12 protein-coding genes are annotated in these 15,410 nt (G+C 71.2%); all 12 read right to left on the bottom strand.

What is annotated here, in order from left to right:
* Positions 1-9 precede the first annotated feature (9 nt).
* The 12 genes from ACO073_RS08220 to ACO073_RS08165 all read right to left on the bottom strand — a co-directional run bounded on the left by ACO073_RS08220 (position 10) and on the right by ACO073_RS08165 (position 15,388).
* Entirely contained in the window at positions 10-1,308 is a 1,299-nt protein-coding gene (locus ACO073_RS08220) for an amidohydrolase family protein (protein ID WP_421996682.1), read from the bottom strand.
* A gap of 217 nt (positions 1,309-1,525) precedes the next feature.
* Positions 1,526-3,577, bottom strand: coding sequence for a hydantoinase/oxoprolinase family protein (locus ACO073_RS08215; RefSeq protein WP_421996681.1), 2,052 nt, complete (start codon positions 3,575-3,577; stop codon positions 1,526-1,528).
* 142 nt (positions 3,578-3,719) lie between these two features.
* Complete coding sequence (locus ACO073_RS08210; RefSeq protein WP_421997413.1) at positions 3,720-4,424, bottom strand: ABC transporter ATP-binding protein; 705 nt, start codon at positions 4,422-4,424, stop codon at positions 3,720-3,722.
* Positions 4,421-5,167 (bottom strand): ABC transporter ATP-binding protein, encoded by a 747-nt coding sequence (locus tag ACO073_RS08205; protein WP_421996679.1) that lies wholly within the window; start codon positions 5,165-5,167, stop codon positions 4,421-4,423. Before ACO073_RS08205 ends, ACO073_RS08210 begins: the two co-directional genes overlap by 4 nt.
* Positions 5,164-7,041, bottom strand: coding sequence for an ABC transporter permease (locus ACO073_RS08200; protein ID WP_421996678.1), 1,878 nt, complete (start codon positions 7,039-7,041; stop codon positions 5,164-5,166). The genes ACO073_RS08205 and ACO073_RS08200 overlap by 4 nt, the downstream gene beginning before the upstream one ends.
* Positions 7,042-7,204: 163 nt before the next feature.
* The gene (locus ACO073_RS08195) at positions 7,205-8,410 is read right to left on the bottom strand and encodes an ABC transporter substrate-binding protein (protein WP_421996677.1); all 1,206 of its coding nucleotides are present in this window, start codon (positions 8,408-8,410) and stop codon (positions 7,205-7,207) included.
* 65 nt (positions 8,411-8,475) lie between these two features.
* Entirely contained in the window at positions 8,476-8,853 is a 378-nt protein-coding gene (locus ACO073_RS08190; protein WP_421996676.1) for a hypothetical protein, read from the bottom strand.
* Positions 8,850-9,050, bottom strand: a complete 201-nt coding sequence (locus tag ACO073_RS08185) for a type II toxin-antitoxin system ParD family antitoxin (protein ID WP_421996674.1) — start codon at positions 9,048-9,050, stop codon at positions 8,850-8,852. The genes ACO073_RS08190 and ACO073_RS08185 overlap by 4 nt, the downstream gene beginning before the upstream one ends.
* Positions 9,047-10,003: a UPF0280 family protein gene (locus tag ACO073_RS08180; RefSeq protein WP_421996673.1), complete on the bottom strand. Its 957-nt coding sequence runs from the start codon at positions 10,001-10,003 to the stop codon at positions 9,047-9,049. Before ACO073_RS08180 ends, ACO073_RS08185 begins: the two co-directional genes overlap by 4 nt.
* The gene (locus ACO073_RS08175; RefSeq protein WP_421996672.1) at positions 10,000-11,457 is read right to left on the bottom strand and encodes a 6-hydroxynicotinate reductase; all 1,458 of its coding nucleotides are present in this window, start codon (positions 11,455-11,457) and stop codon (positions 10,000-10,002) included. The genes ACO073_RS08180 and ACO073_RS08175 overlap by 4 nt, the downstream gene beginning before the upstream one ends.
* The gene (locus tag ACO073_RS08170) at positions 11,454-14,564 is read right to left on the bottom strand and encodes a molybdopterin-dependent oxidoreductase (RefSeq protein WP_421996671.1); all 3,111 of its coding nucleotides are present in this window, start codon (positions 14,562-14,564) and stop codon (positions 11,454-11,456) included. The genes ACO073_RS08175 and ACO073_RS08170 overlap by 4 nt, the downstream gene beginning before the upstream one ends.
* Positions 14,561-15,388 (bottom strand): FAD binding domain-containing protein, encoded by an 828-nt coding sequence (locus ACO073_RS08165; protein WP_421996670.1) that lies wholly within the window; start codon positions 15,386-15,388, stop codon positions 14,561-14,563. The genes ACO073_RS08170 and ACO073_RS08165 overlap by 4 nt, the downstream gene beginning before the upstream one ends.
* Between the last annotated feature and the right edge of the window lie 22 nt (positions 15,389-15,410).

Below are 15,410 nucleotides of genomic sequence, written 5' to 3'. Positions count from 1 at the left end.
CCGCCCGGATCACTCGGCGGCAGCCAGGCTCTTGTCTCCGAGCAGGCCGAGTTCGTGCACCCGCTCCTGGGTGTAGATATCGCTCCAGTTGATCCACGACTTGTCGGTGACGAGGTTCGGGTCGTAGCCGCGCTCGGGAATCTGCAGGCGCGTTCCGCCGATATGGACGTGCCGGATCCGCTTCTTGTCCTGCAGCAGCGCGATGTTGTCGAGCGGCGAGCCCTCGACCGCGATGAAATCGGCCTGGCGACCCGGTGCCAGGACGCCGAGCCGGTCGCCCCGCGCCAGGAAACGCGAGGCCACCTCGGTGGCGCAGCGCAGCGCCTCGGCCGGCGTGAAGCCGAGATCGCGCACGAAGATCTCGAGCTCGCGGGCGTGCCACTCGCCGTAGGGCGTGACGGCAAAGCCGCTGTCGGTGCCGGTCATCATCGGGATGCCGGCCTTGCGGGCCCGCTGAAGGTTGGCGCAGGCGATCTCGTATTCCCGAGAAGTGTTCTCGATGCGCCCCTTTGTGGCGGCGCGTTCATAGGGCTGGGTGAAGTCGATGATGTTGCGCGGGAAGGTCATGGTCGGACCGATGGCCGATCCCGACTTGACCATGGCGTCGAGACATTCGTCGTCGAGATAGTAGGCGTGGAAGATCAGGTCGACGCCGGCCCGCGCCGAGTAGAGCACGGCCTCGCGGCCGCGGGCATGGACCACCACCTTGCGGCCGAGACGCTGGGCCTCCGTGACCATGGTGGTCGTTTCGTCCTGGTTGAAAGCGGCAATCAGCTCGCCGTCGGGCCGGGTCTGGAAGCCGTCCATGGCGATCTTGATGCAATCGACGCCGTTCTTGGCCTGGACGCGGATCTCCTCGATCGCCTCGTCCTTGCTGGCGACCAGCCGGCCGATCGACGTGTCGGGCGCGCCGATCCAGCTGGGATACCAGTCGGTCAGGCCCTGGCGGGATGTGATGTAGCGGCCGGCCGCCGTCACGCGCGGACCGTCGAACAGGCCGGCAGTGATGGCATCGCGCACCGACAGGCTGATCTGCCCGGCGTCGCCGGGCGCGCAGATCGAGGTATAGCCGGCCGCGACGACCTTCTGCGCGAAGAACATCCCGCGCAGGGCACGGAACTCCATGGGCTGGTAGAGATCGATGTCTTCTTCGGTCTTGGCGTTGCCGTAGGCCAGATGGACATGCACGTCGATCAAGCCGGGCATGACGAACAGCGATTCATAGTTCAGCAGCGTCTCGCCGACGGAGACCGCTGGCGCGCCCGCCGTGGGCCCGACATAGGTGAGGCGTCCGTCGTCGCCGTACACGAGAGTGCTGCCTGGCGAGGCCGTCGTCTGGTCGCCCGTGAAGAGAGAACCACACCGCACATGAGTCACCATGAACCACCTCCGCTGCCGCCTGCCGCCTGCCCATGATAGGCTATCTTTGGGAAAAGGTCGCAAAAACCGGGCCGGAGAGATTCCTGCCGTCCACGACGAAGATCATCCCCTTCGATCCCGCCGATTGACTGACAGATCCAGCAGATCAAGCCGAGGTCCCGACCGACACCAGCAGGTTCCCGATCCCGTCCTGCCTCACCCTGTCGCCCGGCTCGACCACCGTCGTGCAGTCGAGCTGCTCCAGGATCGCCGGCCCCTCGAAAGCCGCGTCGAGCGGCAGCCGGTCGCGGGCATAGACCGGGGTCTCCCGCCAGCCGTCGGTGAACCAGACGCGGCGCTCACCGACCCTGGCCGCCGCCAGCGTCGGCGCCCGCTCGCCGGCGGCGAGCGCCGCCAGCGGGATCTCGGGGCGGACGCCGATCACCGCGGTGTGCAGGTTGACCAGCACCGGCGGGATCTCGGGCAGCTCGATGCCGAAGCGGCGGAAGTAGGCGGCGGCGAAGGCCTTGTGCAGGCCGGCGACGCCGATGTTCTCGTTGTCGACGGCGACCGAGAGGATGTGGCTCTGCCCCTGGAACTGCATGTCGGCGCTGAGGACGCGGCGCAGCTCGCGCACCGGCACGCCTTCGCGGCCGATGGCGGTGCGGCCCTGGGCGGCCTGCTCGGCATAGGCCGCGGCGATGGCGGCGGCGTCGAGCGCCGACAGCGGCTTGTTGATAGTGCGCACATAATCCTGGCGCAGGTCGGCCACGACGCAGCCCAGCGCGTTGGTGATGCCGGGCCGCGCCGGGATCAGCACGGTCGGGATGCCGAGCTCGCGGGCCAGCGCCGTGGCGTGCAACGGGCCCGCGCCGCCGAAGGCGAACAGCGCGAAGTCGCGCGGGTCGCGGCCGCGCGCCAGCGACACCAGCCGGATCGCGCCGGCCATGCGGTCGTTGGCGATGCGCAGGATGGCGGCAGCCGCCGCCTCGGCGTCGAGGCCGAGCGGCCGGCCGACCTTGTCCTCCACGAGCGTCCGCACATGGTCGAGCGTCACGGGACTGTCGACGCCCAGCAGCCGGTCGGGATTGAGGCGCCCCAGCACCAGGTTGGCGTCGGTGATGGTGGGCTCGGCGCCGCCGCGACCGTAGCAGATCGGGCCCGGCCGCGCGCCGGCGCTCTCGGGGCCCACGCGCAGCATGCCGGCCGCGTCGACGGCGGCGATCGACCCGCCGCCGGCGCCGATCGTGTGCACGTCGACCATCGGCACGTGGATCGGCATGGCGTATTCGAGCTCGAGCTCGCCCGAGACGGTGGGCACGGCGTTCTCGATCAGGCCGACATCGGTCGAGGTGCCGCCCATGTCGTAGGTGATCAGGTTGGGATGGCCCGACAGGCGGCCGGTATAGGCGGCCGCCATGACGCCCGAGGCCGGGCCCGACATCACCGTGTTGACCGCCGCCCGGGCGATGAACTGCGAGGAGGCCGTGCCGCCGTTGCCCTGCATCACCAGGATGTCGCGGTCGAAGCCCTTGCCCAGCAGCTCGAGCCGCAGCCGCGACAGGTAGCGGTCGAGCACCGGCTGCACCGCGGCGTTGACCGCGGCCGTGACGCCGCGCTCGTACTCGCGGTACTCCGACAGGATGGCATGGCCGGCGGTGATGTAGCCGTTGGGCCACAGCGCATGGACGATCTCGGCCGCGCGCTTCTCGTGGGCCGGGTTGATGTAGCTGTGCAGGAAATGGATGACGACCGCCTCGCAGCCGGCGGCGATCAGCGTCTTCGCCGCCTCGGCGACGGCGGCCTCGTCGAGCGGCGTCACGACATTGCCGTCGGCGTCCATGCGCTCGGGCACTTCGAGCCGGTGCTCGCGGGACACGACGGGCTCGAAGGTGCCGCGCAGCCCGTAGGGCTGCGGCCGCGTGCGCCGGCCGAGCTCAAGCACGTCGCGGAAACCCCTGGTCGTGATCAGGCCGACGCAGGCGATCTTGCGCTCCAGCACGGCGTTGGTCGTGGTCGTGGTGCCGTGCACCAGCGCCTGCACGGTGGCGGGATCGGCGCCGGCCGCGGCCAGCGCCGCCAGGAAGCCGGTCGCCTGGTTGTCGACCGTCGTCGGCACCTTGGCGAGCTTCACCTGGTTGGTGCGCGGATCGATGGCCAGGAGGTCGGTGAAGGTGCCGCCGACATCGATGCCGACGGTCAGGAAGCGCGGGGGCATGGCGGGGTCCACTCGAATTTGTCGTCCTGAGCGTAGCGAAGGACCTCATCGCCGGAGGCAATCGGCATGAGATCCTTCGCTGCGCTCAGGATGACATGAGGCGGGCCTGGAGGCCCGCGGTCCGGAAGACGAAGAGGATCCATCACACCGACAGGTACTGTTCACGGAGGGAGGCGTCGGCCGCGAGCTCGGCCATCGAGCCGCCGAAGCGGATCTGGCCCTTCTCGATGATGTAGGCGCGGTCGGCCACCGCCTGGGAGAAATGCAGATTCTGCTCGCTCAGCACCACGCAGAGCCCCTCGCCCTTCAGCGCGCGGATCGAGCGGGCCATCTGCTCGACGATGATGGGCGCCAGCCCCTCCGACGGCTCGTCGAGCAGCACGCAGCGGGGGTTGCCCATCAGGGTGCGGGCGATGGTGAGCATCTGCTGCTCGCCGCCCGACATGCGCCCGCCCGGCCGCTCGCGCATGGCGCCGAGGTTGGGAAAGAGCGCGAAGAGCCTGTCCTCGGTCCAGGCCGGCGTGCCGGGCCGCACCGGCTGGCGCCCGACCGCGAGATTCTCGACGACGCTGAGCTCGGTGAAGATGCGGCGCTCCTCGGGCACGTAGCCCAGGCCCAGCCGGGCGATGCGATGGGTCGGCAAGCGCTCGATGCGCCGGCCCTCGAAGGCGACTTCGCCGGCCGCCGGCGGCACCAGGCCCATGACGGACTTCATCACCGTCGACTTGCCGGCGCCGTTGCGGCCGAGCAGCGCCACCACCTCGCCCGCGCGCGCCTCCAGCGAGACGCCGTGCAGGATGTGGGCCCGGCCGTAATAGGCGTGGAGGTCGCGGACCGAGAGCATCAGTGGGCGCTCCCGAGATAGACGGCCTGCACCCGGGGATCGGCGCGGACCTCGGCCGGCGTGCCGCCGGCGATGAGCTGGCCGCGGTCGAGCACGATGATGCGGTCGGCCTGGCCGAACACCACGTCCATGTCGTGCTCGGTGAACAGCACGGCGATGCGGCGCGCCCGGGCCAGCCCGGCGGCGAGCTCCATGAGAGCGACGCGCTCCCGGGGCGCCATGCCGGCCGTCGGCTCGTCCATCAGCAGCAGGCGCGGCTGGTTGGCCAGCGCCATGGCGAGCTCGACGCGCTTCAGGTCGCCATAGGCCAGTACGCCGCACGGCCGCTCCGCCTGGTCGAGCATGCCGACCTGCTCCAGCAGCCCGTCGGCCTCGGCACGGAAGGCGCGGCCGAAGCGCGCCAGCAGGGAGCCCAGCCGGCCGGCGTGGGAATAGAGCGCCATCTGCACGTTCTCGCGCACGGTCAGCGAGACGAAGGTGGCGGTGATCTGGAAGGTGCGGCCGACACCCAGGCGCCAGATGGCGCGCGGCCTCAAGCCCACGATGTCGCGGCCCGCGAGGCGCACGATCCCGCCGTCCGGCGCGAGCTGGCCGTTCAGCATGTTGAAGCAGGTGCTCTTGCCCGCGCCGTTGGGGCCGATCAGCGCCAGCAGCTCGCCGGCGTCGATGGCGAAGGAGACGTCGGCCACCGCCTGCACGCCGCCGAACGACTTGTGCAGCCCCTCGACCTGCAGCACCGCGCTCATGCCCGCTGCTCCCGCACGCGCGCGACCAGCGCCTTCAGCCCGCCGACCAGGCCCTGCGGGAAGAGCAGCACGATCAGCAGGATCACCAGCCCGATCACGGCCCGCCAGAACTCGGTGCGGCGGGCGACCTCGTCCCGCAGCCAGGTGAACAGGCCGGCGCCGACCAGCGGGCCGGTCAAGGTATCGACGCCGCCCAGCAGCACCATGACCAGCCCATCGGTCGACTGGGCGATCGAGATCGTGGCCGGCGAGATGCTGCCCTTGGAGAAGGCGTAGACCGCGCCGGCCAGGCCCGCGACCGTGCCGACCAGCACGAAGGCCATCCACTGGAAGCCGCGCAGGTCGATGCCGATCGCCTCGGCGCGCAGCGGCGAATCGCGGCCGGCACGCAGCGCGTAGCCGAAGGGCGAGAACAGCGCCCGCCACAGGAGCGCGATGCCGAGGCCGCAGCAGGCCAGCGTCAGGTAGTAGTAGACGGTCTTGGAGGCGAGCCAGCCGGCCGGCCAGATGCCGAAGATGCCGTTGCTGCCGCCGGTGAGCGAATCCCACTGGAAGACGATCGACCAGGAAATCTGCGCGAAGGCGAGCGTCAGCATGGCGAGGTAGACGCCCGACAGGCGGACGCAGAACCAGCCGTAGACGACGGCGAAGGCGCCGGCCGCCAGCGGCGCCAGCACGAGCGCGGCCTCCATCGGCAGGCCAGCGCGCTTCAGCAGGAGGCCGGCGGCGTAGGCGCCGAGCCCGAAATAGGCGGCATGGCCGAACGACACCATGCCGGCCGGCCCCATGATGAAGTGCAGGCTGGCCGCGAACAGCGCGAAGCAGAAGATGTCGGTCAGCAGGATGGTGACGTAGCGGTCGGCGATCAGCGGCACGGCCGCCAGCACGACCAGCCAGACCAGCACGAAGGTCCAGGACGGCACCGTGAGCGGCGGCGCGGGGTCGGCGGCGAGGCGCTGCTGGGCGGGCGGCTTGCCGAGCAGGCCGAACGGCCGGGCCACCAGCACGACGGCCATGATCAGGAACTCGACCACAAGGGTGAGCTTGGGGAAGGCGATCTCGACGCCCAGGAGATCGACGGTGCCGAGCCCGATGCACAGCGCCTTGGCGACGCCGATCAGGATGGCGGCCAGGAAGGCGCCGCCGATGCTGCCCAGCCCGCCCACCACCGTGACCACGAAGGCGTCGGCGATGACGGCGAGGTCGAGGTCGAGGTTGGCCGGCTCGCGCGGGATCTGCAGCGCGCCGCCCAGGCCTGCCAGGACGGCGCCCACGAAGAACACCGAGGTGAACAGCCAGGCCTGGTCGACGCCCAGCGCCGCCACCATCTCGCGGTCCTGGGTGGCGGCCCGCACCAGCGCGCCCCAGCGCGTGCGCTTCAGCAGCAGCCAGAGCGCCAGCAGGACGACCGGGCCGATGGCGATCAGCACCAGATCGTAGGCCGGGATGCGGCGGCCCAGGATCTCGACCGCCATCGACAGGCCGGGCGCGCGCGGGCCGACCAGGTCCTCGGCGCCCCAGACGGCCAGCGCGACGTCCTTGATCACCAGGACGACGGCGAAGGTGGCCAGCAGCTGGAAGAGCTCGGGCGCGCGGTAGATGCGCCGCAGGATCACGGTCTCGATCGCGACGCCGACCAGGCCGACGCAGAGCGCCGCCAGCACGACCGACGACCAGAAGCCGAGCGGCGTCCGCCCCAGCGTCTCGATCAGCGTGTAGGCGCCGTAGAGGCCCAGCATGTAGAGCGAGCCGTGGGCGAAGTTGACGATGCGCGTGACGCCGAAGATCAGCGACAGGCCGGCCGACACCAGGAACAACGACGCCGCAGACGCCAGCCCGTTCAGGAGCTGGATGATGAGCGAGGCGAAGGTCACGAGAGGTCGTGAAGACCGTCGTTGATACGTTCCTCATGTTCCTCTCCCCCGCTCGGGGGAGAGGCCAGGTGAGGGGGCACCGACGGGACCAGCCCCCTCACCCAACCTCTCCCCCTGGCGGGGGAGAGGAGCTTGAAGGGCGCTTGAACAGAGTCGCCGTCTCTCAATTCTTCGGCCTCATCCTCCTGACCTCGTCGTCCGGCGGCAGGGCGTCGCTGCCTTCGACGAAGCGCCAGTCCTTCATGTAGCCCTTGCCGTCCTTGACGCCGATGCGGCCGACATAGGCGCCCATCGTCGACTGGTGGTCGAGCGCGCGGTACTCGATCATGCCGAACGGGGTCAGCACCTTGAGGCCGGCGGCGGCGGCGATCAGCTTGTCCTGGTCGAGCGAGCCTGCCTTCCTGATCGCCTCGACGGCCGACATGATGGCCGCGTAGCCGACCACCGAGCCCAGCCGCGGATAGTCCTTGTACTTGGCCTGGTAGGCGTTGAGGAACTTGGTGTGCTCCGGCGTCTTGATCTCGCTCCAGGGATAGCCGGTGACGTACCAGCCCTCGGGCGCCTCCTCCTTCAGCGGGTCGAGATACTCGGGCTCGCCGGCCAGCAGGTTGAACACCGGAATGCCCTTGAAGATGCCGCGCTGCTGGCCCTCGCGCACGAACTTGGCGAGGTCGGGGCCGAACAGCGAGGAGAAGATCGCCTCGGGCTTGGCGTCGGCCAGGGCCTGGGTGACGGCGCCGGCGTCGATCTTGCCGAGCGGGGTGGCCTGCTCGGCGACGAATTCGACGTCGGGCTGCTTGGCCTTGAGCAGCTTCTTGAAGGCCGCCGTGGCCGACTGGCCGTACTCGTAGTTCGGATAGACGATGGCCCAGCGCTTCTTGTTCACCTTGACCGCATCGGGGATCAGCATCGCCGTCTGCATGTAGGTCGAGGTGCGCAGGCGGAACGTGTAGGCGTTGCCGGCGTCCCACACCATCTTGTCGGTCAGCGGCTCGGCGGCGATGAACAGGACCTTGCGCTGCTTGGCGAAGTCGGAGACCGCCAGGCCGACGTTCGAGGGGAAGGTGCCGATCAGCATCGCCACGCCCTCGCGGCTCAGCAGCTCCTCGGCGACGCGCACCGCCTCGCCCGGATTGCCGTTGTCGTCGCGGCTCACGACCTCGATCTTGCGGCCGAGCACGCCGCCCGCCGCATTGACCTCCTCGACCGCCAGCTCCCAGCCCTTCTTGTAGGGTTCGAGGAAGGCCGGGAAGACCTTGTAGCTGTTGAGCTCGCCGAGCTTGATCGGCGCCTGGGCGCCGGCCGGCCCGGCAAGCGCGAGCGCCGCCAGCGCCGCGGCGCCGGACAGCAGGTGATTGCGCGTCAGCATCTGTTCCCCTCCATGAAACAACCCTTGGCCGACCCTACCGAGGCGGCCCCTTCCACGACAAGCCGTCAGGACGCGAAAGACGACCGCGCCTGAATGCCCCAGCGCCCGTCCTGACGGGTCACGATGTAGATCGTCTCGAAACGGCCGATCAGCGTGCCGTCGGCCTTGTAGCGGCTGAACGCCACCTTGAGATGGACCTTGTCGGCCCCGACATGGATCGGCGTGCGCTCGTCCCACTGGCTGCGCGCCCAGCCCTCGCCGGCGCGCGCCCGGAAATCGTCCAGCCTGTAGTCGCCACGATCGTGCCAGACCGCGACCTTGCCGCCAGCCAGCCGCACGTGGGGGAAATTGCAGGCGGCGTTGACCGCCGCCTCGTCGCCGCGGTTGAGCCCGTCCATGTAGGCATCGAGCGCCGCCATCGCGGCATCCAGGGAATCGCTCATCGCTTCCTCGTCCCGGCAAGCGCCGTGCCATCACCATGACCCGTGTCGGAAGGTTGGCAATCTCGACGCTTCGCGGCAATGAACGCCTCGAAATCGAAAGGCGTCGCCGGACCGCTTTCGTCGCCCTCGTCAAACGCGGCACGCAGCGTCGCCAGTTTCGGCTCATTGCCTTCTCCTGGGTCGGTGGGCTCGGTCATTCGACGACCCTGTCCAGCTGGAGACTGTGGCGTGCCTTCGCGGGGAGCGTCCCTGCTTCTCCCGAGAAGCGGCTTGTCGTGGAAAGAAGGTCTCTCCACTCGGGCCCGTGGCCCTCGGTCGAGACGAAGGGGAGCTGCGACTCAACAACGAGGCGCCACTGGCCGCGCAGCGACAGCGCGGCGCCATCGATCAGGCCGCGGTTGCGCAGGCGGCGCGCTTCGACGGCACCGCGGTCCAGCGCCCCGGCAACCGCCGCCTCGGGCAAGGGGCCGACGGAAACGGTCACGGCGAGGTCGCCCAGGTCGCTGTCGGGATCGAGGTCGCGGGCCGGACGGCGCTCGATGGCAGGATGATCGCAGTCCACCGCATTGGCGATCAGGGTCGCGGCGGCATCCGCTGCGGCCGCGGTCCGGGCCAGCACGGTGGCCGAATCGGCGATGCCGCGCGAGAAGGAGCGGCCGCCGCGGCCCGAGGTGGCGATGCCGCGCGACGGCTGCCCGTGGGCGAGGCGCGCCACGCCGTCGAGGGCCGACACGAAAAGGCCCGCGCGCAGCGCGTGGCCCGGCGTCAGGTGCAGGGCGATGTCGCCGCCGTCGTTGACATAGGCCTTGTCGAGCGTGCGGCCGGCCACCAGCGCCTGCAGCATCTCGTCGGCCACGGCGCCGGCGACGGCGGCCATGGGCGTGACGAAGACGGCGCGATGCGGCCACACCGCCTCGGCCATGCGGCGCGCGACCGGACCCTGCAGCAATGGATAGGCGTCACCGACCGGACGGCGCAGGACCGGCAGCTCGCGCACCAGCGTCGGCAGGATGTCGGCGAAGCGGTCGACTGCCTGGCCGTAGGCACGCTCGACCTCCGACGATGCGCCGAAGGCCTCGATCACCAGGTCGATCGGCCCGTGCTGCAGGTGCAGGCGGCCGTCGGCCAGGCGGGCGGCGACCGCGCTCACGGTTCGCCCCCCTCTTCCCGAGACGGGTCGAGCCGCACCTTGTGGCCGCGCAGCACGTCCTCGAGGGTGACGGCGCGCGAGGCGTAGCCGCCGAGCGCCGCATAGTCCTCGGCGCGCAGGGTGAACTCGATCGGCGCCACCAGCGCCGGCGTCGGCACGTAGCCGAACGACTTCTCCGGCATCTTCGCCACGTCGACCATCAGGGTGATGCCGCCGCCCGGCCAGACATAGGCCGGCACGCCGCCCAGCGTGACCTTGGTCAGCGCATCGCGCACCGAGCGCGTCAGCCGCACCGGGTTCTCGGTGACGCCGGCGCGCAGCGAGCCGCCGGCGCCGGCCATGAACATCACCGTGCAGAGCGCCGGCTCGCAGTTCTCGGCGATGCGCTCGACGACGTGGCGCACCGGGTCGGGCATGTCGGCCGGTTGCGGCCGCAGCTCGCCGTCGAGCTCGAACCAGGCCGAATGCTCGCCGGTGGTCGAGACCATCAGCAGCCGCAGGCCGGGCCAGGCCTGCTTCGGGTCGATCCGGTCGATGATCTCCAGCGGATCGGAGACATTGGTGCCGCCCCAGCCCAGCCCCGGCTCGGCGACCTGGAAATAGCGGCCCGGCGTCGAGCGGCGGCCGCGCACGCGGATGCCGGCCGGCTTCATGTCGAGGAAGCGGCCGCCCTGGTGCTCGCTCAGCACGCCGGTGATGTGGTCGTCGACGACGATCACCTCGTCGACATGGTCCTTCCACTGCGGCGCGAACATGCCGATGGCGGCCGAGCCGCAGCCGACGCGCATGCGCTCCTCGCGCGCGCCGTTGACCACCGGCGGCCGGTCGGCCTGGACGATGACGGTCGAGCCGCCGTCGATCGCGAGCTCGACGGGCTCGCGGTTGCACAGCGCCAGCAGCGTGTCGCAGGTGACGACGCCTTCCTTCTTGCTGCCGCCGGTCAGGTGATGCACGCCACCCAGCGACAGCATTTGCGAGCCGTATTCGGCCGTGGTGACATGGCCGACCGCCTCGCCCTTGACGCGCACCGCGGCCTGCTCGGGCCCGAGGAAGCGGTCGGTGTCGATCTTCACCTTGGTGCCGCAGTAGCTGAAGATGCCCTCGGTCACGACCGTGACCATGTCGACGCCCTCGTGCGTCGACGAGACGATGAAGGGGGCGGGCTTGTAGTCGGGATAGGTCGTGGTGGCGCCGATTCCCGTAACGAACGCGCCGTCGCCGCGGCCAAGCTCGCCGCGCCAGGACTCGCTGCCCTCGATGAAGGCGACGCGCGCCAGGTCGGGCCTGGCCAGCAGCACCAGCGGATCGACGCGGACCAGCTTGCCGTCCTCGTTGGCGTAGCGGTCGCAGGCGCCGGCGCGTCCCGGCCGGATGCGGCACAGGACCGGGCAGGCATCGCAGCGCACGATGCCCGCGCCGCGCTCGGCCTCGCTGAGGGCGATGTCGTCGCTCATGGGCTTCCCTCCGATGCGACGCGCCCGTCATCGCCCCCTCTCCTCGCCTCTCCCCCTCGCGGGGGAGAGGAATCCGAGGAAGAAGCAGAAGGTCCCGCCCGCTCTCTCTTGCTCCTCTCCCCCGCCAGGGGGAGAGGTTGGGTGAGGGGGACAGTCCCGCCGTCGCCCCCTCTCCTAGCCTCTCCCCCTAACGGGGGAGAGGAATCCGAGGAAGAAGCATCAGCTGTCATGCTCCTCTCCGCCTCGCGGGGAGAGGAATCCGAGGAAGACACGGACGGCGCCGCCCGCTCTCTCTTGCTCCTCTCCCCCGCCAGGGGGAGAGGTTGGGTGAGGGGGATAGTCCCGCCGTCGCCCCCTCTCCTAGCCTCTCCCCCTCGCGGGGGAGAGGAATCCGAAAGGATGGGAGAAGACAGCAACGCTTCCCGCAGGCGATGCGGCAGCAGCGGCACGCGGGTGGCGCGGATGCCGGTGGCGTGGTGGACGGCGCCCAGGATGGCGGGCGCGGTCGGGACCAGGCCGGGCTCGCCGACGCCCTTGGCGCCCGACGGTCCGAGCGGCTCGCGATCCTCGATCAGCAGGCACTCGATCTCCGGCACGTCGCCGATCGTGGGCACCAGATAGTCGTGCAAGTTCTCGGTGCGGCCCGGCAGATATTCCTCCATCAGCGCCAGGCCCAGCCCCTGCGCGATGCCGCCCTCGATCTGGCCCTCGACCAGGGTCGGGTTGATGGCGCGGCCGACATCGTGGGCGGCCACGATCTTCAGGACCTTGACCGTGGCGAGATCGAGATCGACCTCGACCGTGGCGGTCTGGGCGGCGAAGGCATAGGTCGCATAGGGGATGCCCTGCCCGTCAGCGTCGAGCGGCGTGGTCGGCGGATCGAAGGTCCCCTCCCCCATCAGCGGCCCCGCCGTTGCGAGGTCGATGGTGCGCACCGTGCCGCCGTCGCGCACCGTCACCGTGGCGCCGTCGAGCGACAGCAGCGCATCGGGACCGGCATTCGCCAGGCGCAGGATCTGGCGCCGCAGGTCGGACGCCGCGCGCTCGGCCGCCTGGCCGGACACGAAGGTCTGTCGCGAGGCTGAGGTCTTGCCGGCGTCCGGGGTGAGATCGGTGTCGCCGGTGACCAGCACGATCGCGGCCGCCGGGAGGCCCAGCGCATCGGCGGCGATCTGGGTCATGATCGTGTTCGAGCCCTGCCCGATGTCGAGCGCGCCGCTGTAGAGCGTCAGCGTGCCGGCGGGCGACAGGCCGATGCGCATGCGCGAGGGGTTCGACATCGAGGTGTTGCCGATGCCGTACCACATGCAGCCGATGCCGACGCCGCGCCGCTTCTGCCCACCGCACCCGGCTTCGGCGGCATTGAAGGCGGCGACGGACTCGTGCGCGGCGCGCCACGACGGCCGTAGCGCGTCGAGGCACTGGGCGAGGCCGGCCGAATGGGCGAGCGTCTGGCCGGTCGCCGTCGTATCGCCGGCCCGCAATGCATTGAGATGCCGGAACTCCAGCCGGTCCATGCCGAGCCGGTCGGCCAGCGCGTCCATCATCGCCTCGTGGGCGATCGCGGCCTGCGGCACGCCGAAGCCGCGGAAGGCGCCGGCCGGCGGGCCGTTGGTGAAGAAGGCCTCGCCCCAGGTGCGCACGTTGGGCACCGCATAGGGGCCCATCGCGTGCACGGGCACGCGGTTGGCGACGGTCGGCCCCCAGGAGGCGTAGGCGCCGGTGTCGAAGGTGGCGGTGACGTCGCAGGCCACCAGCCTGCCGTTGGCGTCGCAGCCGAACTTCGCCGCGACCCGCGCCGGATGGCGCTTGGTCGAGGCCGCCATGCTCTCGGGCCGCGTGTAGACGAAGGCCACGGGCCGGCCCAGCGTCCAGGCGGCGAGCGCGAGGAGCGGCTGCACCGAGAGGTCGAGCTTGCCGCCGAAGCCGCCGCCGCACGCGGTCGGCACGATGCGGATCGCCTCGGGCCGCAGCCGCATCACGCCCGCGATCTCGTCGCGGTCCATGTAGGGCGTCTGGGTCGTCGCGTGGATCTCGAGCCGGTCGCCGACGCGCCGCGCCCAGCCGGCCTCCGGCTCGATATAGGCGTGCTCGACGAAGGCGGTCTCGAACACGCCCTCGGCGACCGCCGCGCAGTCGGCGAAGGCCTCGGCCGGCCGGCCGCGGCGCACGCCGCCCTCCAGCAGCAGGTTGCGCGGCCGGTCCTCCTGGACCAGCGGCGCCCCGTCGGCGGTCGCGGCGTCGATGCCCGTCACCGGCGGCTCGGGCGTCCAGGCGATCGGCACCTCGTCGTCGCGGATGGCCATCACCACGTCGCGCGCGCCGACCAGGGCCACGACGGCCTCGCCGCGGTAGCGCACCTGGCCGTCGGCCAGCACCGGCTGATCCTTGATGTCGGGATAGATGCCGTAGCCGTTCGACGGCACGTCGGCGGCCGTCAGCACGGCCGCGAGGCGGCGGCGCAAGGGCGCGAGATCGCCCAGGACGAAGCGGGCGCGGGCATGTGGCGAGCGCACGACGCGGATCCACAGCGCGTCGGCCGGGATGCCGTCGGCGCCGAACCCGTCGCGGCCAGTGACCTTCGGAACGCCGTCGACGCGGGCAAGACGGGCGCCGACGGCGGTGCCCGCTGCGGGCGCCACCGGCGGCGCGGTCCGGGCGGCATCCATCACGGCCGCGACGATCTTGCCGTAGCCGGTGCAGCGGCAGAGCACGCCGCCCAGCGCATCCTCGACCTCGGCGCGGCTGGGCGCCGCGACGCGGCGCAGCAGCTCCTCCGCCGCCATCAGCATGCCGGGCGTGCAGATGCCGCACTGGGCGGCGCCATGCGCCAGGAACGAGCGCTGCAGCGGCGACAGCGTGCCGTCGGCGCCGGCCAGGCCCTCGACGGTCTCGACCGTGCGGCCCTCCATCTGCCCCATCGCCACGAGACAGGAGCAGGCCTGGCAGCCGTCGAGCAGGACCGTGCAGGCGCCGCAGTCGCCGGCGTCGCAGCCGACCTTGGTGCCGGTGAGGCCGAGATCGTCGCGCAGCGCAGCGGCCAGCCGGGTGATCGGCGGACCTTCCCACGTCGCGGCGGCGCCGTTCACGGTAAAGCGCACCGTCATGGCGCGAAGCCGCCGAGCAGGCGGCGCAGCAGCGTGAGCGCCGCGTCGCTCCGGTAGGCGGCGCTGCCGCGGACATCGTCGATGGGCGCGAGCGGCGCGAGATGCGCGGCGTCGACCCGGTCGGCCAGCGCGCCGTCGACCGGCGCGCCCTCCAGGGCGGCCTCGAGGCCGGGCAGCCGCACGGCGACCGGCGAGCAGGCGCCGACGGCGACACGCGCCGCCGCGATCCGCCCGTCGGCGATCTCGAGCACGGCCGAGGCCATGGCGATCGAGATCACGAGGTAGCGGCGGGCGCCCAGCTTCAGGAAGGCGCTTCGCGTGTCGTGGCGCGGACGCGGCACGTGGAGCGCCACCACCAGCTCGCCCGGCGCCAAGGAAGTGCGGCGCGGGCCGGTGAGGAAGGCCGACACCGGCAGGCGGCGCGGCGCCACGCCGGCGATCTCGACTTCGGCGTCGAGGGCCAGCAGGCAGGGCACGCCGTCGGCGGCCGGCGAGGCGTTGCAGAGGTTGCCGGCCAGCGTGCCGATGTTCTGGATCTGCCGCCCGCCGACCTCGCGCGCGGCCTGCTTCAGCCCGTCGAACAGCGGCGGCAGGTCGGCCGCGACGAGCTCGCTCCAGGTGGTGGTGGCGCCGAGGCGCCAGCCGTCGGCCGTCGAGGAAATACCGTGCAGCTCGACGATACCGGCGATGTCGAGCACGTCCTCGTCGGTTGCGCGGCCGACCCGGGCGGGATGGAAGTCGGTGCCGCCCGCCAGCACCGCGTGCGGTCGGGCGAGCGCACTGAGCGCGTCCTGAAGATGGCGGGGACGGAGATAGGCACCCATTCGTTCGTACACATACGATGCC

The organism is Reyranella sp. (assembly GCF_965229815.1).
GTDB lineage: Bacteria > Pseudomonadota > Alphaproteobacteria > Reyranellales > Reyranellaceae > Reyranella.
This window is presented reverse-complemented; position numbering and strand designations above follow the sequence as displayed.

Bases quoted from the DNA above. Each gene is read 5' to 3' on its own strand.
- ACO073_RS08215 (WP_421996681.1), bottom strand. From the start codon at position 3,577: ATGCCCCCGCGCTTCCTGACCGTCGGCATCGATGTCGGCGGCACCTTC.
- ACO073_RS08205 (WP_421996679.1), bottom strand. From the start codon at position 5,167: ATGAGCGCGGTGCTGCAGGTCGAGGGGCTGCACAAGTCGTTCGGCGGC.
- ACO073_RS08195 (WP_421996677.1), bottom strand. From the start codon at position 8,410: ATGCTGACGCGCAATCACCTGCTGTCCGGCGCCGCGGCGCTGGCGGCG.
- ACO073_RS08190 (WP_421996676.1), bottom strand. From the start codon at position 8,853: ATGAGCGATTCCCTGGATGCCGCGATGGCGGCGCTCGATGCCTACATG.
- ACO073_RS08185 (WP_421996674.1), bottom strand. From the start codon at position 9,050: ATGACCGAGCCCACCGACCCAGGAGAAGGCAATGAGCCGAAACTGGCG.
- ACO073_RS08175 (WP_421996672.1), bottom strand. From the start codon at position 11,457: ATGAGCGACGACATCGCCCTCAGCGAGGCCGAGCGCGGCGCGGGCATC.
- ACO073_RS08170 (WP_421996671.1), bottom strand. From the start codon at position 14,564: ATGACGGTGCGCTTTACCGTGAACGGCGCCGCCGCGACGTGGGAAGGT.
- ACO073_RS08165 (WP_421996670.1), bottom strand. From the start codon at position 15,388: ATGGGTGCCTATCTCCGTCCCCGCCATCTTCAGGACGCGCTCAGTGCG.